The sequence below is a fragment of the Neobacillus sp. NPDC058068 genome, assembly GCF_042885335.1.
Classification (GTDB): Bacteria; Bacillota; Bacilli; order Bacillales; family Cytobacillaceae; genus Neobacillus.
In genome coordinates this window covers 80,333-100,992 of sequence record NZ_JBHVSI010000017.1, presented here as the reverse complement: position 1 = coordinate 100,992, position 20,660 = coordinate 80,333, and the positions used below count along the sequence as shown (strand labels likewise).

The 20,660-nt window shown below is 40.8% G+C and carries 21 protein-coding genes; 4 read left to right on the top strand and 17 right to left on the bottom strand.

What is annotated here, in order from left to right:
• Positions 1–4: 4 nt before the first annotated feature.
• The 6 genes from ACFVSW_RS19660 to ACFVSW_RS19635 all read right to left on the bottom strand — a co-directional run bounded on the left by ACFVSW_RS19660 (position 5) and on the right by ACFVSW_RS19635 (position 7,214).
• On the bottom strand, positions 5–2,230 hold the full coding sequence (locus tag ACFVSW_RS19660; RefSeq protein ID WP_483872387.1) for a DNA translocase FtsK: 2,226 nt from the start codon (positions 2,228–2,230) through the stop codon (positions 5–7).
• 364 nt (positions 2,231–2,594) lie between these two features.
• On the bottom strand, positions 2,595–3,383 hold the full coding sequence (locus ACFVSW_RS19655) for a DUF1444 domain-containing protein (protein WP_387318345.1): 789 nt from the start codon (positions 3,381–3,383) through the stop codon (positions 2,595–2,597).
• A 95-nt stretch (positions 3,384–3,478) separates the two neighbouring features.
• Positions 3,479–3,793: a thioredoxin family protein gene (locus tag ACFVSW_RS19650; protein WP_024026692.1), complete on the bottom strand. Its 315-nt coding sequence runs from the start codon at positions 3,791–3,793 to the stop codon at positions 3,479–3,481.
• Between the two features lie 197 nt (positions 3,794–3,990).
• Positions 3,991–4,476, bottom strand: coding sequence for a hypothetical protein (locus tag ACFVSW_RS19645; protein ID WP_387318302.1), 486 nt, complete (start codon positions 4,474–4,476; stop codon positions 3,991–3,993).
• Between the two features lie 136 nt (positions 4,477–4,612).
• Positions 4,613–5,134, bottom strand: a complete 522-nt coding sequence (locus ACFVSW_RS19640) for a DUF84 family protein (RefSeq protein ID WP_387318301.1) — start codon at positions 5,132–5,134, stop codon at positions 4,613–4,615.
• Positions 5,135–6,140: 1,006 nt separating this feature from the next.
• The gene (locus ACFVSW_RS19635; RefSeq protein WP_387318300.1) at positions 6,141–7,214 is read right to left on the bottom strand and encodes a M42 family metallopeptidase; all 1,074 of its coding nucleotides are present in this window, start codon (positions 7,212–7,214) and stop codon (positions 6,141–6,143) included.
• Positions 7,215–7,392: 178 nt separating this feature from the next.
• Between ACFVSW_RS19635 and ACFVSW_RS19630 the strand changes: the two genes are divergently transcribed.
• Complete coding sequence (locus tag ACFVSW_RS19630) at positions 7,393–7,722, top strand: PepSY domain-containing protein (RefSeq protein WP_387318299.1); 330 nt, start codon at positions 7,393–7,395, stop codon at positions 7,720–7,722.
• A gap of 112 nt (positions 7,723–7,834) precedes the next feature.
• Here the strand turns inward: ACFVSW_RS19630 and ACFVSW_RS19625 are convergent, their stop codons facing one another.
• Both ACFVSW_RS19625 and trmB read right to left on the bottom strand, forming a co-directional pair.
• Complete coding sequence (locus tag ACFVSW_RS19625) at positions 7,835–8,677, bottom strand: YtnP family quorum-quenching lactonase (RefSeq protein ID WP_387318344.1); 843 nt, start codon at positions 8,675–8,677, stop codon at positions 7,835–7,837.
• Between the two features lie 93 nt (positions 8,678–8,770).
• Entirely contained in the window at positions 8,771–9,412 is a 642-nt protein-coding gene (gene trmB, locus ACFVSW_RS19620) for a tRNA (guanosine(46)-N7)-methyltransferase TrmB (RefSeq protein ID WP_387318298.1), read from the bottom strand.
• A gap of 163 nt (positions 9,413–9,575) precedes the next feature.
• On the opposite strand from trmB, the gene ACFVSW_RS19615 reads away from it, so the two are divergent.
• Positions 9,576–9,854 (top strand): YtzH-like family protein, encoded by a 279-nt coding sequence (locus ACFVSW_RS19615; RefSeq protein ID WP_387318297.1) that lies wholly within the window; start codon positions 9,576–9,578, stop codon positions 9,852–9,854.
• On the opposite strand, the gene ACFVSW_RS19610 is transcribed toward ACFVSW_RS19615, so the two are convergent.
• The 6 genes from ACFVSW_RS19610 to pepV form a co-directional block, all read right to left on the bottom strand.
• Positions 9,851–10,624, bottom strand: coding sequence for a phosphotransferase (locus ACFVSW_RS19610; RefSeq protein ID WP_387318296.1), 774 nt, complete (start codon positions 10,622–10,624; stop codon positions 9,851–9,853). The two genes, ACFVSW_RS19615 and ACFVSW_RS19610, sit on opposite strands and share 4 nt — an antisense overlap.
• A gap of 219 nt (positions 10,625–10,843) precedes the next feature.
• Positions 10,844–12,973 carry a type I pullulanase gene (gene pulA, locus ACFVSW_RS19605; protein WP_387318295.1) on the bottom strand — a complete coding sequence of 710 codons (2,130 nt, stop codon included), beginning with the start codon at positions 12,971–12,973 and terminating at the stop codon, positions 10,844–10,846.
• Positions 12,960–13,946: a diacylglycerol/lipid kinase family protein gene (locus tag ACFVSW_RS19600; protein WP_387318294.1), complete on the bottom strand. Its 987-nt coding sequence runs from the start codon at positions 13,944–13,946 to the stop codon at positions 12,960–12,962. Before ACFVSW_RS19600 ends, pulA begins: the two co-directional genes overlap by 14 nt.
• Before the next feature lie 26 nt (positions 13,947–13,972).
• Positions 13,973–14,542 carry an RNA 2',3'-cyclic phosphodiesterase gene (gene thpR, locus ACFVSW_RS19595; RefSeq protein WP_387318293.1) on the bottom strand — a complete coding sequence of 190 codons (570 nt, stop codon included), beginning with the start codon at positions 14,540–14,542 and terminating at the stop codon, positions 13,973–13,975.
• A 117-nt stretch (positions 14,543–14,659) separates the two neighbouring features.
• Complete coding sequence (gene dat / locus ACFVSW_RS19590; RefSeq protein WP_387318292.1) at positions 14,660–15,517, bottom strand: D-amino-acid transaminase; 858 nt, start codon at positions 15,515–15,517, stop codon at positions 14,660–14,662.
• A gap of 24 nt (positions 15,518–15,541) precedes the next feature.
• Positions 15,542–16,963 carry a dipeptidase PepV gene (gene pepV / locus ACFVSW_RS19585; RefSeq protein WP_387318291.1) on the bottom strand — a complete coding sequence of 474 codons (1,422 nt, stop codon included), beginning with the start codon at positions 16,961–16,963 and terminating at the stop codon, positions 15,542–15,544.
• Positions 16,964–17,415: 452 nt separating this feature from the next.
• Between pepV and ACFVSW_RS19580 the strand changes: the two genes are divergently transcribed.
• Together ACFVSW_RS19580 and ACFVSW_RS19575 are read left to right on the top strand one after the other, a co-directional pair.
• Positions 17,416–17,637, top strand: a complete 222-nt coding sequence (locus ACFVSW_RS19580) for a DeoR family transcriptional regulator (RefSeq protein ID WP_007086548.1) — start codon at positions 17,416–17,418, stop codon at positions 17,635–17,637.
• A gap of 185 nt (positions 17,638–17,822) precedes the next feature.
• A complete protein-coding gene (locus ACFVSW_RS19575) occupies positions 17,823–19,178 on the top strand; it encodes an amino acid permease (RefSeq protein ID WP_387318290.1) in 1,356 nt (451 codons plus the stop codon).
• 97 nt (positions 19,179–19,275) lie between these two features.
• Here ACFVSW_RS19575 and ACFVSW_RS19570 read toward each other — a convergent pair whose 3' ends face one another.
• The 3 genes from ACFVSW_RS19570 to ACFVSW_RS19560 form a co-directional block, all read right to left on the bottom strand.
• A complete protein-coding gene (locus ACFVSW_RS19570; protein ID WP_387318289.1) occupies positions 19,276–19,614 on the bottom strand; it encodes an ArsR/SmtB family transcription factor in 339 nt (112 codons plus the stop codon).
• Complete coding sequence (locus ACFVSW_RS19565; RefSeq protein WP_387318288.1) at positions 19,615–20,037, bottom strand: SRPBCC family protein; 423 nt, start codon at positions 20,035–20,037, stop codon at positions 19,615–19,617.
• A 147-nt stretch (positions 20,038–20,184) separates the two neighbouring features.
• Positions 20,185–20,613 carry a DUF2935 domain-containing protein gene (locus ACFVSW_RS19560; protein WP_387318287.1) on the bottom strand — a complete coding sequence of 143 codons (429 nt, stop codon included), beginning with the start codon at positions 20,611–20,613 and terminating at the stop codon, positions 20,185–20,187.
• Positions 20,614–20,660: the final 47 nt, after the last annotated feature.

Here is a 20,660-nt window from a genome sequence, read left to right as displayed (position 1 = left end):
AGTCCTAGTCTTGAATCGCTTCTAAATCGGACTCCGTTATTAATACATCACGCGGCTTGCTGCCGTTTGCACCGGTGATATATCCATTCGTTTCAAGCATATCCATTAACCTTGCCGCCCGGTTATAGCCGATTTTAAAACGCCGCTGCAGGCTTGAGGTAGAGGCACCGCCTTGCTCAATAATAAATTCACAGGCCTCGTAGAAAAGTTCATCTTCCTCTTCCGTTACTTGGGCCTTTTTCAATAACTCTTCTTGCTCAAACAAGTATTCAGGCTCCCGCTGCTCTCTAACATGGGCAACAACAAGATCGATTTCCTCATCAGATACATATGTTCCTTGCAAACGGACAGGCTTTGAAGAACCATTTTCTAAAAACAGCATATCACCGCGGCCAAGCAATTTTTCAGCGCCGCCTATATCGATAATTGTCCGCGAGTCAACCTGGGAAGATACCGAAAAGGCAATCCGAGTTGGAATATTCGCCTTAATTAGGCCGGTGATCACATCAACTGATGGTCTCTGCGTCGCAACAATTAAATGAATTCCGCAAGCCCTTGCTTTTTGGGCAATCCTGCAGATGGCCTCTTCTACATCTGCTGGTGACATCATCATTAAATCAGCTAACTCATCAATTACGATGACAATAAACGGAAGCTTATCAGAATAACGCTTATGCTGCATTGCCAGTTCATTAAACCGGTTAATATCGCGAACCCCAGTATGGGCAAATAGCTCGTAACGCCGCTCCATTTCATCGACAGCCCATTTTAACGCAGCGGTTGCTGCCTTAACATCCGTGATAACCGGGCTGACAAGGTGGGGAATTCGATTATATGGCGCAAGTTCCACCATTTTTGGATCAATCAATAAAAGCTTTAAATCTTCAGGTTTTGCTTTGAATAACAAGCTTACTAAAATCGAGTTAATACATACACTTTTTCCTGAACCTGTCGCACCGGCAATTAAGCCGTGCGGCATTTTCTTAAGGTCAGTAACAATCGGCTTCCCGGCAATATCAAGGCCAAGGACCGCGGTTAACGGTGAAACTGATTCTGCAAAAACACTTGTCTGGATAATTTCATTGATGAGTACAGGCCGTGACTTTTGATTAGGAACCTCAATCCCAATCGTATGTTTCCCTGGGATTGGAGCTTCAATCCGAATATCTCTTGCTGCAAGACTTAGTTTAATATCATCACTTAAATTAGTAATTTTGTTTACTTTTACTCCCGGCTCCGGCTGTACCTCAAAGCGGGTAACTGACGGACCTTGGGTAACATGGACAACACTTGCGCCAACATTAAAGTTTTGTAACGTAAGGTTTAAAAGCTCTTCTTGTTCTAGCAGCCATTTGGTATCCCTCACCTCGGTAACAGGCGGGTTTAACAAACTGGATTTCGGGAGTGCATATAATCCATCATCCATCTTATGCTGGATTTCCTCCACTATGTCAGGAGTGTGCTGATTAATCTGCTGAACGTTTTCGAAAGGTTTGATTTCGGTTGAAATAACTCGCTGTACTTCCCTTTCACTTCTTCGTTTTCGTTCTTCCCATTTTTGTTTATCCTGCTTTAACATCATGACATTGAAAGGCAAATGGGACCGCTTTGGTGCTGGCGGATCAGGTTCTAATTCACCTTTTTGTTCAAGAGCTGATTCAGACTCCATTTCAAGCTCAAGTCCAGGCGCAGCCTCTTCCATTGCTTCATTGTGAGCATCAGCTAACTCTTCGGCAAGAGGGATGATCTTTTGATTCTGAATGATTTCTATAGCTTTAGCGGCTGTATTAATTACCTCTAATTCATCTGCAGCATTCAGTTCATTTAGCCCTTCCTGAACTGGGGTTGTTATTGGCACTGGCTTTTCTTTAACTGGAACTATCAGCGATTGCTCTTCCTGAACTGGGGTTATTAATACTGACTCTTTTTGAATTGAAACTATTGGCGCTGACTCTTTTTGAAGAACTAGCTCTTCCAGTTGATTATCAAAATCATCTTCTAAAAAGTGGCTCAATTCATGCTCCACGACTGTGTCCGTTTTTCTCGGCCGGTTGAATCCAAAAACCGGTGAAGGAATTTCAGTGGGCTGAAACGGCCCACGGCTTCTCGATATTGGTTCATACTTCGTTTTGGGCACTTCTTTTTTTACTGGTTGAACTTCCTGTTGCTCTATCTTTCTTCTTTCCTCGATAAGCTTCTTAGATCTATTTTGGCGTACTGTCGTTTCCATTGCTTTCCGCTTTTCCTGCGGCACAGCAGAAGGACGAACACTGCCTTTTGGATACTGATAAGATATTTTCGCATCTAAATCCTTGAGACTTTCATATTGGTTAATAAACGGGAGGTTTTCAGGTTTATGATTATGCAGGCTATAATCTTCGTACTTTTCTTCATCATCTCGTTTGAATTTTTGGAACAAGTCTTGAATCCAACTCAAAACTATCACTCTTTCTACTTTATCTATCAATCTATTTTATCAGTAAAAATTATTTTTTCGACATAATTCTTGAGAATGAGTCAAAATATCTTCTAACTGTATAGTAGCAGTAAGGAAAAAAGACCACTTTTTCTGTGATCCTTTTTCGAATGAGGTGTTATTTATTTTTTCCCATAATAAAAATCGGTTCTAATTCCCCATTTTCATATATGAATGATAATGCCGTAATTGGCACATGACCATTGGCAAAGAAACTCATTGCCATTTGGGCCATAACATCATAGCCTCGGTCGTTCTGAATATCAGCAACAATCAGCACATCTTGATGAGGAACAGCAACAACCATTGTCCCCGTCATTTTCTTTTCAAAATCAGTGAGGAAACCTTTATTTAATATCCGACTAGCATCGTAACCATCATTCGTATTGAGAAAATAAAACGTATTCCCGGCAACTTGGTCTTCTTTTAATGGCGTTGATAGTGACCTGACATTAAAAAGGGCAATCTCCTTTATCCTGTTAGGTTCCCAGCCCTCTTTTTCCATCATCCTAGTGTCAATCAACCGATAGGTTTTGCCCATATCATAGGCGTAATAAATCTTGGTTTCTGCCGTATGTTCTTCACTCAAAAACGGAATCCCCTCTTCTGCTTCTGCCGGGAACGAAGTGGAGCGGATGATAGGGAATATTTTTCGCTCGTGGTCTGTCAGTTGAATCGGCTCCTCCATTGCTCGGAGTCCTTCCTCCACGTAATAAACGATTTCATCAATGGCTTTATCTTTATTGACATGCCATTTAGCCACGATTCCAGGCAATGAGATGGTAATACCTTTACCGACTAATTCACTTTCAATGCGGAGCTGATCCTTTTCACGGTCGTAAGAAATGACTCTGTCTTTCCCGGCAAGCCGCGCCTCTAATTCTCGTTTCATTTTTTTGCTATCCATTTTCACTTGGTAACCCTCCAATTCCAGGAGCTGCTTTTTCTATTGTACATTAAAAAAACCCTCATCTCAAAAGAAGAGAGAGGGTTAAGGCTAAATTATTTTAAACCCGAAATGAATCCTTCGATTTCTTCTTGCGTTTTCCGGTCTTTGCTGACAAAGCGGCCAAGCTCTTTTCCGTTTTCATAAGCGATAAAGCTTGGAATGCCATAAACATCTACCTGTTGGCATAAATCAATAAATTGATCGCGGTCCACATGAATAAACGTATATTCAGTAAATTTAGCTTCTATTTCCGGCAGCACAGGTTCGATAAAGCGGCAATCCCCGCACCAGTTTGCTGAAAACATAAAGATCGTTTTAGATCCGTCACGAAGTTGTTCAAATTGCTCCATTGACTCTAAATTTTTCAAATTCTACGCCTCCGATTCTCTTTTGTTGTTAGATTCTTCCCAAATGATAGCAGTCACGCGACTTCTCCGTCCAATGATATGCACTAGGGGTATGGTTGAAAAATGTCAGGTTCACTCTCATTGTTCCCAAAAAAGCTTTATATTTAATCTTGTTCAGTCCAACACAGCAAAAAAAACGAAGGGGGTCACCCTCCGTTTTATTTTTCAGTTTCAACTGAATTGACAATTTCCATCATTACTTTGGCATCATCGTTCAGATTACTTGTTTTGGCTTGTGTCGTTATTTTTGCTCCGCCTACACCGATAGTTAATTCATTCAAGCTGTTATCCTTCAACTGCTTAATTGTTAAAAAGCCAAGTTTATTATCATTTGTAAACTTCTCGTTCGTATCGAGTTCCTTGTATTGGTCGACCGTTGCGCTATAGACAACATCACTTGAGCTGTCTTCTTGCGGGTTAATGAACAGAATATAGGTGTCAGCGCCATTTTGTAAAATGATATTATTTGGTGATTTATCTTTTATACTGTATCCGGAAGGTAAGTAAAAATGAGTTTTTCCACTCTTTTGATTTGGCTTTTTTTCCTGTTCATTGAAAGTTGCCTTTGCTGTTTTTACCGATGCCTTACTTTCATCTTTAAACGAAGTATTGTTACAAGCAGTTAATAACAGGATAGATACCATGAAAAAAGTAATGGTTTTGAAGAATTTCAGATTTTTCGCCCCCTCGCAATATGAACAAAGTCCTATTCCTATAATACCCGTCAGTATATTCGAATGACAAGACCTTTGTCAATTATTGCTGTCGAAAAAGAAAGATTTATCTTCTAAGTTGATTTTGGCGATAGGTATATTGTCCTGCTAGAAGTGTTGTAACATGTGTGAACATTTCCATACGATTAATCATGCCATTTGTAAAAATTCCAACCGCTCCTTCGTGTTTTCTCACATTTTTCATTTTTGCGTAATCATCCATTACCGGACCGAGCTCTTCCCCCACTCTAAGCCTTGTAGCTATCTCCTCAGGGAGAAGGAATCTGGCACCGCCGGCGATAATCGGTTCCATGTTGTGCGTGGCAATTGCCCCCCAGTTGCAAAGAAGCAATCCAAGGCTTGTTTCATGAACGCCGCCCTCAAGGCCAATCCCAATATTGCCGCTTCCTTGATTTAATGCACCTACAGCTCGATTGATTGCTCCTTGGATTGTCTCTTCATCGGAAAATGGCTGTGCGTTCACACCTGATGGAATATCAAGCGAAATAAATTCTGCTTCTTGTTGGGAAAAACTATTTTTTACAGCATTAATTTTTGCTGGATTCTTTGAGCCAATAATGATTTTCATTATAGCTGAAGCTCCTTTTACTAGTGATTTTCTCTATTTTTGTTTTTCTGGGCATAATTGATGGGACTTATTGACCGTCGGCGGCTTTTTTCTGCAACAAAGAGCGTTATGAAACGCTCTTATAAACCTTCGCCGGCTTTTTTCTGCGTCGACAGGCTTTATGAATCGCTCTTATTGACCGTGGGCGGCTTTTTTCTGCGTGGACGGGCTTTATGAACTGCTCTTATTGACCGGTGCCGGCTTTTTTTAGCGTCGACGGGCTTTATGAATCGCTCTTATTGACCGTTGCTGGCTTTTTTCTGCGCGGACGGGCTTTATGAATCGCTCTTATTGACCGTCGGCGGCTTTTTTCTGCGTCGACGGGCTTTATGAATCGCTCTTATTGACCGTTGCCGGCTTTTTTCAGCGTTGACGGGCTTTATGAAACGCTCTTATTGACCGACTGCGACTTTTTTCTGCGTTCACGGGCTTTATGAACCTCTCTTATTGACCGACTGAGGCTTTTTTTAGCGTTGACGGGCTTTATGAACCGCTCTTATTGACCGTCTGAGGCTTTTTTCAGCGTCGACGGGCTTTATGAACCTCTCTTATTGACCAACTGAGGCTTTTTTTAGCGTTGACGGGCTTTATGAATCGCTCTTATTGACCGTCTGAGGCTTTTTTCTGCGTGGACGGGCTTTATGAACTGCTCTTATTGACCGTTGCCGGCTTTTTTTAGCGTCGACGGGCTTTATGAATCGCTCTTATTGACCGTCTGAGGCTTTTTTCTGCGTCGACGGGCTTTATGAATCGCTCTTATAGACCCTCTGCGACTATTTTCAGCGTCCACGGGCTTTATGAACCTCTCTTAACGACCGTTGCCTGCTTTTTTCAGCATCAACGGGCTCCAATAGCCCTTATTGCCGACCGCTTTCTTTGATCCTGACCCTTTTTAGTCCCCAACACCCCATTCATAAGGGACCAGCCTAAAAAGGAGGCATATAAAATGCCCCCCTCTCCACGAATATTAGCTGTTTGCTTTAATGGTATCCACGGTTGTCTTGTCGCAAGCTTTGACAAGTTTAACGATTAGTTCTTTTGCGGCTGCGTAATCATCGATATGAACGATGGATGCATGGGTATGAATATAACGCGAACAAATACCAATGACAGCACTTGGAACACCCTCATTAGATAAATGAACGCGGCCTGCATCTGTTCCGCCTTGTGAAACGAAATATTGATAAGGAATATTGTTTGTTTCTGCCGTATCGAGGATAAACTCGCGCATACCGCGGTGCGTCACCATCGACCTGTCAAGGATGCGAAGTAATGCCCCTTTGCCTAATTGACCAAATTCTTTTTTATCTCCACTCATATCATTGGCCGGACTTGCATCAAGCGCAAAAAAGATATCAGGATTAATCATATTGGCCGCCGTTTGCGCACCGCGTAAACCTACTTCCTCCTGAACGGTCGCTCCGGAATAAAGGATATTTGGTAATGTTTCATCTTTTAATTCCTGAAGCAGCTCAATTGCTAACCCACAGCCGTAACGGTTATCCCAAGCTTTTGCTAAAATTTTCTTCGGATTTGCCATCGGTGTAAATGGACAAATCGGCAAAATTGCCTGACCAGGCTTGATTCCAATCCGTTCCGCATCCTCCCGATCATCGGCACCAATATCAATAAGCATATTTTTGATTTCCATTGGTTTATTTTTCTTTGATTCGTCTAACAGATGTGGTGGAATCGAGCCAACGACACCAATAACTGGGCCATTTTTGGTCATCACTTGGACACGCTGTGCGAGAAGCACCTGGCTCCACCAACCGCCAAGCGTTTGAAAACGAAGCATGCCATTATCCGTAATGGATGTCACCATGAATCCCACTTCATCCATATGTCCAGCAACCATAACGGTCGGTCCAGATCCATTTCCTTTTTTCACACCGAAAATGCTTCCTAATTTATCTTGGATCATTTCATCAGAATATTGAGAAAGTTGTTCTCTCATGAAATTTCTTACTAAATGCTCATTTCCGGGTGCACCGGGCAGCTCTGTTAACGTTTGAAAAAGCTTTAAGGTTTGTTCGTTCATTTTGTGCTCCTTTTAATCTTATATTTATGTATAGAATTTATTTTACAGAAATTTTTGACCGCTTACCAATATTTCAGTTCAATATTAGTAATATTACCTTCTTACTTTTAAATACGATATACTAAAGAGGAGAATGGTAAATGTAATCTTTTCCAATTTAATATTTGGAGGTTTTCAAATGAACTGGAAGTCGTTTATCCTGGGTGCAGCGGTTGGTATCATTGGCGGATATGCTGCACATGAAGTCCTAAATAACAAGCTAAAGGTTTCACCTGAAAAGGTATTAGAACAGGTTAAGAATCAATTTAAACAGAATGGGCCAATTAGTGGTTCATGGATACATATGGAAGCAGAGCCGTATGAAAAACACCAAATTCACTATAAAGTTTACAAGGGTGGCATTTCGAAAAATAACAACGGCTCGAATGAACAATTTGAATTTATCGCTGATGCCCAGACAGGAACCCTTTTGGATATACGCCCTTTATCAGATGAACTAATATCATAGCCGCAAAAATAGCCGTATCTTTAAAATGATACGGCTATTTTTTGTCGTTTAGGAAATTTTAATAATCGCTCCTGTCCATACGCCGCGCAACTGAAGCTTCCGCTTTTATTCTTTATCTTTCCCGCTTAATGCTCTCGGTAATTTGTTTACCATCAGAGCCCCATTTAACTGCCCGGTAAAAGGCATCATGATAAAAAGTAAACCAGGCATTTTTCCCAAATCCGTATGGCAGCCACTTTTCCTTTGCCGCGATTGAATCCATCGGGTAATCATCATATGCCATCACCCATAAAACATTCTGGTGGGCATGCGTTGCCATCAAGTCTGCCATGTGGATGGACATTTCTCCACCGTCTTCAATAACCAAGATTGAATGTCCATCACTATGCCCGCCGGTATGAATCATCGTGATGGCCCCTAAATTCCACTTCTCCTTAAAAGGGACTACCTGTGATTCAATTGCTTCCCAGTTTTCTTTCCAGTATGTATTTTTCGAACGAATATTAGGATTGCGCATTTCGTTCCATTCCACTTGTGATGCAATAATTTTTGCATTTGGGAAGGTTGATACATATTGTCCCTCTTCAAGTTTTGTCAGGCCTCCGGCATGGTCAAAATGCAAATGGGTCATTAAGACATAATCAATTTCTCCCACACTTAAGTCTAATTTCCCTAAGGAAGCTTCAAGCTCGGATTCCCTGGAAACACCGAAATTTCTTAATTGCTTTTCAGTTAATTTCCCTTTTCCTAGTCCAGATTCGACTAAAATATTCTTTCCATCCATCTGAATTAAAATTGGGTCTGTCGGCAATTCGATTTGATTTTTTTCATTACTAGGGTATTTTTTCGACCATAACCCTTTCGGAACGACCCCAAACATCGCGCCGCCGTCTAGGTTTGTCACCCCTCCTGATAACCATGTCAGTGAAACATTCCCTATCTGCAATGTCTCCATCATCCAATACCTCCTCTTTTCCACCATTTTACCATTGGCTGATTATTTAGAAAACAAAAAAAGGACAGCCCTGGTAAAGAACTGTCCATCCAATTAATTCTGATATTTAACTTCACAGCGATAAATCCGATTCCCTTGTTCGGAGAATTTCTCTTCGTACTCTGTCATGATGTTTCCTTGATAATCACTTTTATGAAGATCAAGACTTACATACTTTAACAATAATCCATACTCGGAAAAGCTCATAAGTGAATATTCAAATAAGCCCTGATTATCGGTTTTAAAATGAATTTCACCCTTATCGATTAAAATATCCTCATAAAGTTTTAAGAAATCTTTGTACGTTAATCTTCTTTTTTCATGACGGACTTTTGGCCATGGATCAGAAAAATTCAGATAAACTCTGTCAACGTCATTCTTAGCAAAATATTTCTCTAAATCAGCTGCATTAACGTTTAACAGTCTGAGATTCGGTAAATCAGCTTCAATTAAACGGTCTAACGCCGCAACGATGACACTATCATACAATTCTATCCCCATATAATTGATGCCCGGATTCGCTTTGGCCATTTCGGTTACAAATTGGCCTTTTCCCGTTCCGACTTCAATATGAAGCGGCTGCTCGTTGCCAAATACTTCATGCCATTTTCCCTTGTACATTTCGGGATTTGCGACAATATATTGTGGATGCTGCTCTATTTTATCCTTTGCCCAAGGCTTATTCCTCAGTCTCATTTATGACACTCCTAAAAAAATTATCGTTCAAACCATATCACTAAAAACTGTTCCCATGCAAGTAATTTTTGCTGGAAAGTAAGTTGAAGTATAAACAAAAAAAGAATTCACATCCTAACTGTGAATTCCTTTTTAAATTCCCACGTTGAAAGGGCGTGTTTTCATGCCGTTAAGTCATGATGACCAGGTTACTTTATTAAAAGATATTTTAAACAACCACCAGGCCGATTGCTGTGGTTCTGTAGCAGAATGTGAACAATTGGAAAGACTGGTAAAATCTCTGATGGTCAACACTCAAGTTGATGAAAATGTCAAAAACATTTTACAGGAGGTCTATCAGTACAGCCAGCACGGTGCGCAGACTGCTGATTTAGATCAGCATATTTCATCTAACCAAGATAACCTATCACAATGGGTAAACAACATTGATCAGTTAAGTTAAAGGATATCGTCCAAAAACTTTATCCATTTGTTCATTTCTTCCAGGCGGTTTTTACTCTTATACCATTGAATCGAGGTTAAGGTTTGCAGTGCAACATACCATTTCATTCGTAACCTTAAATGATCGGTAAAGCTTTTTCCGTACATGTTTAGCCAATCTTGCCAGTTTTCTTCAGGAATATACCAATAAAGCAGTAATCCTAAGTCAACGGCAGGGTCGGCAATCATCGCCCCATCCCAATCAATCAAGTACAACTGGTTGTCTTCCGCAAGCAGCCAGTTGTTATGGTTCACATCACCATGGCAAACGACTTTTTCCTCACAATAAACATTGTTAGCTTCCTTCTTTAAAAAGTTCATCGCCTTTTGCACTTCCATCAAAGAAAGCACTTGTTCATCCAACTCATTTACCACAGCTTGAAAAAAAGTCTCCGGAAGCAATGGGGACGTTTCTAACCGGCTAAGCATCCCAAGCATTGGGTCTGAGCAGTGAATCTTCTTTAATAACCTGGCTACAGCCTCATGATTCATCTCAGCAGGTTTTAGTTCACGGCCTTCTAGCCATTGTTGTGCCGAGATTACATCCCCGTTTTCCAAGCGTTTCGTCCAAACAAGCTTTGGGACGATCCCCTCTGCTGAAAGAACAGCAAGGAAGGGAGATGAATTCCGCTTTAAAAAAAGCCTCTGATCCTCATAGCTTGCATAAAAGGCCTCTCCCGTTGCGCCCCCAGCAGGGATTATCTCCCATTCTTGTCCTAATATATGTTCCAAAATTGTTCACCTTCAATTTATGCCGTTCTAACGAGCTTCGCTGCCCATCTTATTCAGAGGTAACGTCTATGCTGCCGAAGGTTTAATTTTACCACATTCAAATCAACAGCTTGGACTTTTTTTAAAATAAAAAAAAAGCTATTGAAACCATGCCATACAATAGCCATCTTATTAAATTTTATCTCCAATTGCCTTTTTTCGTCAAGTCATCTTGGAAAACTATTTTTTTAGCAAAACATTAAGCGATACAGAATCTATCGTGAATTCTTCCTTTACAGTGGCGACTTTGGACGAAATCCCCGCATAATCATGATTAGCCAATATGGACCAATCTCCCTCAGGAAGGGATACAATTTGCTGTTTAGGAGAGGGATTTATCAACAAAATCACCTCATAAGAGTCCTTGTTTAATAAGCAGCCTAAAAGCGGTGCAGCTGTTGATAATGGCTGAATATGGCTGCGGATTTCCCCAGCAGTTCTCATTCGGAAACATGAAAATGACTTTCGAATTTGAATCAGCCCTTTAAGATAATTTACATTTTCAATAAACTCCGATTTTCGGTCCCAATCTAGCTGATTAATCTCGCTAGAGGAGCGATAGCTATTTCCATCACCTTGTTTTGTTCGGAAAAACTCTTGCCCGCTATGAAGGAAAGGAATTCCTTGAGACAATAGTACAATCCCTGTAGCAAGCCGGTGATATTTCATGCGCGTCAAGTCATCCGCATCTGGCAGGCAAGAGAGAAGTTTATCCCATAGTGTATGATTATCATGACATTCAATATAATTTACTGATTGATAGGGTTCGTTAAAAAGCCGGTTTTCTTGCTTTTTAAAACCTATACTACCTGTAATGACCTCGAGTGCCGTTTCAGTGTGATGTTCATCATTCCCTAAGGCAAACCCTCTATCAAACAAATTGAAGGTGCTGCCTTTAATCGTATCGCGAAATTTGTCATTGAACATGGCTACTTGAGGTATTTTTGCTTGATTGGCTATCATTGCTTTTTGTTCTGGAGGAAGGGGGGTATTCAAGTTCCAGCCCTCGCCTAGAAGGATTGTTCCCTCAGGTAAACTCTCACATACCTCCGATATGGTCGTTACATCCAATATCCCCATTAAATCAAACCGAAAGCCATCAATACCATATTCCTCCTGCCAATAGCGAAGCGAATCAACGATAAATTTCCTAACCATTTTCCGTTCGGAAGCAATATCATTTCCGACTCCTGTTCCGTTAGAAGGCAATCCCATCTCATTATGGCGAAAATAATAGCCAGGGACTATGCTTTCAAATGAGGAAGTTTCACGAATGTAGACATGATTATAAACTGCGTCCATTATAACGTGGAGACCGCTCTGATGAATTTTTTCAATTAATTGTTTTAACTCAATAATTCTTGCATATGGATTTAAGGGGTCGGTGGAATAGCTGCCTTCAGGAGCATTGAAGTGAAGCGGATTATATCCCCAATTATAGGCTTTATTTCGTTCTAGTTCATCGATTCCAGCAAAATCATTAAAAGGAAGGAATTCAATATGGGTTATACCTAAATCTTTTACATAGGATAACCCGGTTTTCCCTCCGCCTTTTCCCTTCGTGTTCAGCTCTCCGGCTCCTAGGTAAAGTCCCTTATCGATGATTCCGCTATTTTCATGGATGGTAAAGTCTCTGATGTGGGTTTCATAAATAATCATATCCACTGGACTTTCGATGGGCGGTAACACGGGTTTCGTTTTGCGGGTTTTCTCGAGTTTTACAATTACACCTTTCTCTCCATTAACCGTCACAGCCTTAGCATACGGGTCAACAGCCTCACGCCATTCCTGATTGACTTGAACGAGAAAACGATATTGAAAGGACTCTAGCTCACGGTTGATACCAACAGACCATACTCCGAAGTCCTCCCGTTTCATCTTGATGATTTCTGAAAAATGACTGTTAGGCGGAAATAATTTGAGTTTCACTTGAGTGGCTGTTGGTGCCCAAAGTTTAAATCGGGTCAGATTGGCATCATATGTCACACCAAGATCATTCCCGTCATAATAAAATAGATGATCAAATGACTCCGTTCGAATCACTGCACCTATTTGCAGGTCTGTTTTGCCCCCATGTTCATCCATGATCCAATATTGTTTACCAAATGAAATGTCAACTTCAAGCCGGCAAATATATTTTTGATTATTTTCAATCTGGTTTATACTAAGGATTGACAGCGGGCTCTTCCCGGAATGATCGATGAGATAAAAAGAGGCTGACACCCCTTGATGATATGAAAGCGGAAGCAGTATCGTAATGATGGTCAGCTCATCCAAATAGGCAAGGAAATTCCTGTCAGTAAATATCATTCGCTCCCCTCTCTTTCAAATCAAGGTTTTCTTTCCTGCCTCTTCTCGTTAACACCTGCAATTCCTTTACCTGAACCTCTATGTTTAAGGGAGTATAGCCAATATGTTCCCCGTCTCCATGGACATACAACGATGTCGCCGATTGGATGGAAACTACACTTCCTTTAAATGTTTTTACTTCTTTAAAATGAATGTGTATCCCCCAAAAAACACTGATGAACACAAGCAAGAGCTTCCATCTCGCTAACTGGTGGACAACGGTAATATCAAGCTGGCCATCATCCGGCTCGGCTCCTGGAGCAATCTTCATACCGCCGCCATAGTAGGGTTGGTTAGAGACGGTCACAAACCATGTCTTTTCAAATATATGCTTTTGCCCATCAATTGATAAATCAATTGTGGCTGTCTTATAAGTAAATAATTCTTTTATCAGAAAATATACGTAAACCAGGCGACCAAGGGATAGCTTATTTAACAAAGCCTTTATCCGAGAATGATTAACTTTATAGGCAATAACTGCATCAAATCCTGCCCCCATATTGTTAATAAAATAATGTTCCGATTGATCTTCGAGCGTCATTTTCCCGGCATCAATAAAAGCTGGTTCCTGCTTCATAAGCCTTAATAACACCTTTAAGGCTTCTAACGGGTCTGACGGAATCTGAAATCCCCTTGAAAAATCGTTCCCTGAACCGCCGGGAATAAATCCAAGTGTTATATTCTTATGCTTGATTATCCCATTCATGACCTCATGGATCGTGCCATCGCCGCCAACAGCAATAATGATTTTATCCGCCTCATTCTTGTTGTCGGCAATTTGATGGGCGAGTATTTTTGCATGACCGGGAAATTCAGTGAAAAAGGCTAGATAGGAAATTTGTTCTGTCTTTAGCTGCGCTTCAATTCCCCCCCAGATTTTCAAACAATGCCCGTTTTTCGCTTTTGGATTAATAATAAAGTAGATGTGCTTCATAAAATCAACCTTTATCTAAAAATATTCTAAACCTGTAAGTTGAATTGATTAATTACTTCATATTTTGGTGTTTGGTGAAGATGTGTTTGGTATAATACGACCTCATTTGTTTGAAATGGAAGAGGTGCAGACTGAAGTTCATGCCATATTTCCAACCATTCCTTTTGAAATGCCGTCGTTCCATTCCACTTGCGGGCAAGGGTAATATGAGGACGGAAGGGTCTTGTTTCCAGTTGAAATCCCGCCCTCTCGCAGGCAGAAAACACCTTTTCCCTGATATTCTTCAGCTCAGCGCTTTCCTCGGTATCGGCCCAAAACACACGCGGGGCATTCTCCATCCCGAAAAATCCCAGCTTGTTAATATTCAAAGTTAATGCTGCTGTCTCCTTAAGCGCCTCATTAACGTTTTTTTCTGCAGCTGTACGTTTTTCAGCTGGTGCAGCACCAAGAAAGGCCAATGTAATATGGAGGTCCTGATGGTGGACCCAGCGGCTAAAAGGGATCTTTTCTTTTAATTGATTCAGATGATTCTTCATAATCAATTTCGTTTTTTCCGGAATTTTCACTGCAAAGAAAAAGTGGTTTCGCTGCTCCATATCATTTCTCATTCCTTTACTTAATTTTAGTCTATGTTCCCCAAATTGTATCCATCTTAATGTAAAAAGGGTGTCAGGCACCATGTGAATTTTTCACATGGTGCCTGACACCTAGTTTTATTTCAGTTTGCCGCATTGATTTTCGATTTCTAGTTGGAATAGTTTTTGTAGTTTTTTTGTTACTTGGCCTGGATGACCTTCGGTTACTTTTTTATCGCCTATTCCCACAATCGGCATGACCTCTGAAGTGGTGCTGGAAAGGAACACTTCATCCGCATTTGCCAGCTCTTCCAGAGTGAAGGTCCGCTCTTCTACAGGGATATTATTTTCCAAGCACAATTCGAGAATCACGTCTTTAGTAATCCCTTTTAAAATAAGATTATTGGATTCATGCGTGATCACCACACCGTTTTTGACAATATAGATATTCGACGAGCTTCCTTCGGTCACATTTTCGCCGCGATGCTGGATGGCCTCAAAACAGCCTGCTTCCGCTGCTTTCTGTTTGGCTAATAAATTGCCCAGCAAATTTAAGCTTTTTATATCACAGCGGAGCCAGCGGATATCCTCTGTCAGAATCGTCGACACACCCTTTTTCATGCTTTCATCAGGTCTTGCGAACTCCTTCGTATAGGCTGTTAGGGCAGGAGCGATCTTCTCAATTGGAAAAGCATGATTACGAGGAGATACCCCTCTCGTTAGCTGCATATAAATAATCCCAAGCTGCAGATTGTTTTTCTCAATCAGCTCTTCTAGTAATGCCGATAATTCCTCTGTTCTGTATGGGAGAGAAATGCCGATACTGTCTGAACTCTTACCAAAACGCTCCAAATGTTCCGCGGCGGTAAACATTTTTCCGTTATAAACACGGATGACTTCATACACCCCGTCGCCAAATTGATAGCCACGGTCCTCGACATCCACTTTCGCTTCTGAACGATCAATCATTTTCCCATTTAATATTGCAAATCCCATGCTCCCATTTCCCCTTTGAATTATTTATTCTGTTTTAGCTAATTCATAAATCGCTTGTGCGTAAATAGCCGTAGCTCTCAGTAAATCCTCAATATACATATATTCGTCTTTTTGATGGGCGATATCTGGTCTTCCGGGAAATAACGGACCAAACGCCACTCCAGCTTCGAGAGAACGAGCGTACGTTCCTCCGCCGATCGCAATCAGTTCTGCCTTTTCACCTGTTTGCTCTTCATACACCTTTTTCAAGGTTTGAATCAGGAATTCTTTTTCATCGACGTGATGCGGTTTAGAATCTGAAAAGTTTTCAATCGCAAATCCTTCATCTAGCAAAAGCGCATCCAACTTCTCCTTCGTTTCTTCCATTTTGTTTGTTACAGGATATCTGCAGGTCATCCCGATACTGCCGCCAAATTCCTTAGAAAAAGCCAGTTTTCCAGGGTTGATCGTTAATTCTCCGGAAATATCATCAGAATAAGTCACACCAAGGTTTACACCTCTTGAATCGTTAAAGAAATAACGGGTTAAGAAGTGGAAATAATGAGCTGATTTTGCATCCAAACTTAGTTTAGAAAGAAATTCACCTAAAAACAAACCGGCATTCTTACCATTTCTCGGTTCCATTCCATGTGCCGAAACGCCTACTACTTCTAAAATTAATGTTCCATTTTCAGCATGGTAACTATATTCCAGCTCATATTCCTTCATGAAGGTGATAAATTGTTCGACCACCTCATTTTGGTTTTCCTTAACCAAAATGACAGCTTTGGCATGGTCTGGGACCATATTGTATCTTTTTCCAGAAACAAAGCTCACGACCTCTACATTTGCCTCAGCCGAATCCTGCATTGACGCCTTCTGAACCATATCAAAATCAGCAATTCCTTTTTCTGCGTTAATGATTGGAAAATCCGCATCGGGGGCAAATCCTAACGATGGCATTTCTTCGTGCTTAAAATAATGATCGACACAGCGCCATTTGCTTTCTTCGTCGGTGCCAATAATCATTCGAACACGCTTCTTAAGCGGCAGACCAAGCTCTTTCACAATTTTCATTGCATAATACGCAGCCATTGTCGGTCCTTTGTCATCTAACGCACCGCGGGCAAAAATTTTCCCGTCACGAATTTCCGCTCCAAAAGGATCACTTGTCCAGCCATCGCCTTCTGGAACGACGTCCACATGGCAAAGGATTCCGAGCAGCTCCTTACCTTCACCAAACTCAAGATGCCCCGCCAAGTTCCCGACGTTTTTCTGGGTAAACCCATCCTTTTCACCGAGCTCAAGCATAAAATCCAGTGCCTCTTTTACACCTTTCCCGAGCGGTGCCTCATCTGTTGCATGTTCTTCATCCAAAAGACTTTTAATATGTAATAAATCCTGTGTGTCCTTAACAAGGGCATCTTTTCGTTTTTCCACTTCACTTATCCAATTAATCTGTGTCAATTTTATTCCCCCCTATTCAAGATATTTATCCATCTTTAACAATATCATTTTTGCAAATAGCTAAGCAATTTTTCTTAAACTTCTTTATAAAATTGCGATTATGCAAAAATAAAGGGAATCTTTTTACTAAAAATTCAAATAATTCATCATAAAACAAGCATTCAACACCATAACTTATAGTATGAGAATAATAAAAAAGGGGATGAATCCACCTATTTTGTAAAAGATTGTTAAGTTTATTTTAATTTCTTACTATAGTAGTAGAAATTTTTGAAAATTGTGGGTACAATATGGTTAGAGGTAGACAATAAAGTACTCACTTCATTTGATCCCAAAAAAAGGAGATGGCTGCGCGGAAAAGAAAACTACATATTCTTGAAGAGTATTCTTCAAAAAAGCTGTCGGTAGCAGGATTTTGCCATAGGTTTGAAAAAAGGATAGGGAGTGGTTCTTTGAAACCTTCGACTAACCGGATGTTAAACCGCATCAAATGTATCTACATGTTTATTCGAAATAACGGCACTGTCACGACGCAAGAACTTGTAGAGGAATTTGGTATCACTCCTCGCACCATACAACGAGATTTAAATGTCTTAGCCTATAATGACTTGGTCATAAGCCCAAGCCGTGGAAAATGGACGACAACACAAAAGAAAGTGAAGATGTCCTCCTAAAACCTACTACAAAATCTAAATATAAACATAGGAATAGCACGCGAGCCAATCGCGTGCTATTTCTATGTTTCAAAAAACTATTATGAATCTCAATTCTAATTGACAGCCATTAAATTTATGCTATATTAGTATAAAAATACTTTAACGCTTAAAAGCGTCTAAGCGGAATAGAAAGTTGGTTCATCATGGAAAATAATCATCAGGAATTAAAAAAGGGTTTATTGCCGCGGCATGTTCAGTTCATTGCTTTAGCAGGCATGATTGGAACAGGGATATTTAAAGGGAGCTCTGACACGTTAAATATTGCCGGTCCAAGTGTCGTCGTTGCCTATTTAATTGGCGGGCTTTTGCTATTTATAATTATGGCTGCCTTAGGGGAAATGGCCTTAGCCTTTCCAAATTTAAATGTGCAGCATCTAGTAAACAAAGCATTTGGCTTCCAGTTTTCTTTTCTAGTCGGATGGTTGTACTGGATCAACTGGATTATCGTAACCGTCGTTGAACTATTAGCAGCCGGAAGCTTCCTGCAATTCTGGTTCCCTTCCATCCCGTTATGGCTTCTAAGCTTTCTCTGCGCGGTTATTATCGTTGGGATTAATTTATTTCAAGTAAAATATTACGGGGAAATGGAATTTTGGTTTGCTGGGATTAAAATTATTGCTTTAGTTGCTTTTATCATTTTAGGCTGCTTGCTCCTTTTTGGTATGATTCCTAGTACGGTACACGATCCATTTTCGAATTACACAGCACATGGTGGCTTCTTCCCGCACGGAATTGCTGGAACTTTCAGCGCCTTTTTAGTTGTCATGTTTTCCTATGGCGGAGCAGAATTAATCGGGGTAGCAGTAACAGAGACAAAAGATGCGGAGCGCGTTTTGCCAACGATTATTAAAGGGGCAGTTTGGCGCGTCATCATTTTTTATATTTTACCAATTCTAATCATATGCGGCATCATGCCTTGGGACAAGGTCACAGGTGCAGACAGTCCATTCGTTCAGGTTTTCAGCAGCACCGGGTTGCCCGGCGCAGCCCATATTATGAACTTTGTCCTGTTGACAGCAGTGCTTTCGGCCGCAAATTCCGGAATTTATGCAACATCGCGAACGTTGTTTTCGATGGCACAAAGCGGTGTTGCACCTAAAAAGTTAGCAAAAGTATCCTCTAAAGGAATCCCCTTAACAGGGATTATCATCACGAGTGTCTGTATTTTAGCTGGTCTTTACTTAGCCTATCTGACTCCAAGTGAGGTTATCGGCTATCTCATGACGATTCCAGGTTTTACAGTCATGTTCATTTGGATTAGTATTTGTGCCGCACAGTTAAAGCTGCGACCGCTTTACGAAAATCAACCTGCTTTTAAAGTAAAATGGTTCCCATATACGACCATTTTCGCTATTCTGTCTTTGAGCGTTATCTTTATCGGATTTTTGTTAAATTCAAATAACGTCATCGGTTCTTCGGTTAGCGTTGTAACTATTGGGTTTTTAATTATCGTTTCGTTTTTTATTAAAAAAACTGAAGTTACTAAATTAACCGCTTAAGACAAAGCCAGCAAAATTTTTGCTGGCTTTTTGTTTCCTCTAACCATGGATATTACCACCAACCTAGATAGGCAAAAAGCCAGGCGATTAGCCTGGCTCAGGTATCTTTATCGGGCTCATCCGACTCCACTAAACGTTTCAGCGCACCAAGTTTATTTTCCCAATATAATTCAAAAAATTGGAGCCAGTCTTTTAATTCATGTAGTGGTTCTGGCGCAAGCTTGTACCTTGTTTCCCTGCCGACTTTTTGCTTCTTAACTAGACCTGCATCCGCTAATACACCCAGATGCTTGGACACGGCCGTTCGGCTCATCGAGAAGTGCCCACTGATAGCTGTGACAGGCATTTCTTCGTTGCTTAGAAGTTTCAACAGCTTTCGCCTTGTTGGATCAGCAATGGCTTGAAAGACATCATGCTTTGCTGAAGAAGTAGCCATTTATGCCTCAACATATCCTTGCAATTTTTGTACAAGACCCGCCCAGCCTTGATTCATGTTTTCGCGAATCGGAGTATGTGGAGCACCAAATTCTGTGACTTTGGCAGCATCCCAACCGCTATGAATAACCGTAAATTCAGTTTTTCCATCGAGCTCTTTTAATTCGAATGTTAGTGTCCAATCTTTGCCCCAATTGAACGAAAGGCTATTTGGCGGGTCGACTTTCGTTACCTTACATGGGGACATTCCAAACTGGCCGGCGTTTAGGTGAAATTCATGACCTTCAACTGGTTTCATATCATTTGGCATGAACCAGGCCGCTAATCCTTCTGATGTTGCTACAGCATTCCATACTTTCGTAATTGGTGCATTATACACTAGTGTGTGTCTAATATCAGGTAATGTTTGAGTTTGATTTTCCATTATGATTGCTCCTCTTTAAATAAAATACGAAACCATTTGGTTTCACATAATAATATAACACCTTTTGGTTCCATGTCAAGCATTAAAAAGGTGACTCCATATTAAGTAAAGTCACCGTAAGCATTGATTTTCATTCAAGAAATTTGTTTATTGACCGCTAGATAGCAAGGCTTGAGCAATTCCGACAAAGTACTCGGATTCGCGAATAATATGATTTAAAACCACTTTAGCAGTATGATTACCGCTTACAGCTTGACTATGTGTTTTAATCTGTTCACATAATTGAATAAAAGACTCGCTTTCCTGCAAGCAATAAGTAACAAGCTGTAGCACCTGCTGATGCAATTGGTCCGATACTTGAGAACCTGAGCGGATCACAGATTCAATAAATTTTACAACCTGCTGATGAGTTTCCCCAAGAGCTTGTTCCCACTTTTTCAAGGCATCGACAAATTCCGGCTCCAGTCCCGAGACCAGCTCCCTAATTACTACTGTATGCTCCTCTTCTTGATGCTTCCAAAATTCGGCCTCATCTAAAATTCGTAGTGGCATTTGCGGTCCATAGTAAAATTGCAAAGACATCCCCCCATCTTATATATCATTCCAATCTATGGGGCAGGCTT

What these genes read in the sequence shown, in the direction of transcription:
- ACFVSW_RS19660 (WP_483872387.1), bottom strand. Translation starts at nt 2,230, where the DNA reads ATGGAAACGACAGTACGCCAAAATAGATCTAAGAAGCTTATCGAGGAA.
- ACFVSW_RS19655 (WP_387318345.1), bottom strand. Translation starts at nt 3,383, where the DNA reads ATGGATAGCAAAAAAATGAAACGAGAATTAGAGGCGCGGCTTGCCGGG.
- ACFVSW_RS19645 (WP_387318302.1), bottom strand. Translation starts at nt 4,476, where the DNA reads ATGGTATCTATCCTGTTATTAACTGCTTGTAACAATACTTCGTTTAAA.
- ACFVSW_RS19640 (WP_387318301.1), bottom strand. Translation starts at nt 5,134, where the DNA reads ATGAAAATCATTATTGGCTCAAAGAATCCAGCAAAAATTAATGCTGTA.
- ACFVSW_RS19635 (WP_387318300.1), bottom strand. Translation starts at nt 7,214, where the DNA reads ATGAACGAACAAACCTTAAAGCTTTTTCAAACGTTAACAGAGCTGCCC.
- ACFVSW_RS19630 (WP_387318299.1), top strand. Translation starts at nt 7,393, where the DNA reads ATGAACTGGAAGTCGTTTATCCTGGGTGCAGCGGTTGGTATCATTGGC.
- ACFVSW_RS19625 (WP_387318344.1), bottom strand. Translation starts at nt 8,677, where the DNA reads ATGGAGACATTGCAGATAGGGAATGTTTCACTGACATGGTTATCAGGA.
- trmB (WP_387318298.1), bottom strand. Translation starts at nt 9,412, where the DNA reads ATGAGACTGAGGAATAAGCCTTGGGCAAAGGATAAAATAGAGCAGCAT.
- ACFVSW_RS19615 (WP_387318297.1), top strand. Translation starts at nt 9,576, where the DNA reads ATGCCGTTAAGTCATGATGACCAGGTTACTTTATTAAAAGATATTTTA.
- pulA (WP_387318295.1), bottom strand. Translation starts at nt 12,973, where the DNA reads ATGATATTTACTGACAGGAATTTCCTTGCCTATTTGGATGAGCTGACC.
- ACFVSW_RS19600 (WP_387318294.1), bottom strand. Translation starts at nt 13,946, where the DNA reads ATGAAGCACATCTACTTTATTATTAATCCAAAAGCGAAAAACGGGCAT.
- thpR (WP_387318293.1), bottom strand. Translation starts at nt 14,542, where the DNA reads ATGGAGCAGCGAAACCACTTTTTCTTTGCAGTGAAAATTCCGGAAAAA.
- dat (WP_387318292.1), bottom strand. Translation starts at nt 15,517, where the DNA reads ATGGGATTTGCAATATTAAATGGGAAAATGATTGATCGTTCAGAAGCG.
- ACFVSW_RS19575 (WP_387318290.1), top strand. Translation starts at nt 17,823, where the DNA reads ATGGAAAATAATCATCAGGAATTAAAAAAGGGTTTATTGCCGCGGCAT.
- ACFVSW_RS19570 (WP_387318289.1), bottom strand. Translation starts at nt 19,614, where the DNA reads ATGGCTACTTCTTCAGCAAAGCATGATGTCTTTCAAGCCATTGCTGAT.
- ACFVSW_RS19565 (WP_387318288.1), bottom strand. Translation starts at nt 20,037, where the DNA reads ATGGAAAATCAAACTCAAACATTACCTGATATTAGACACACACTAGTG.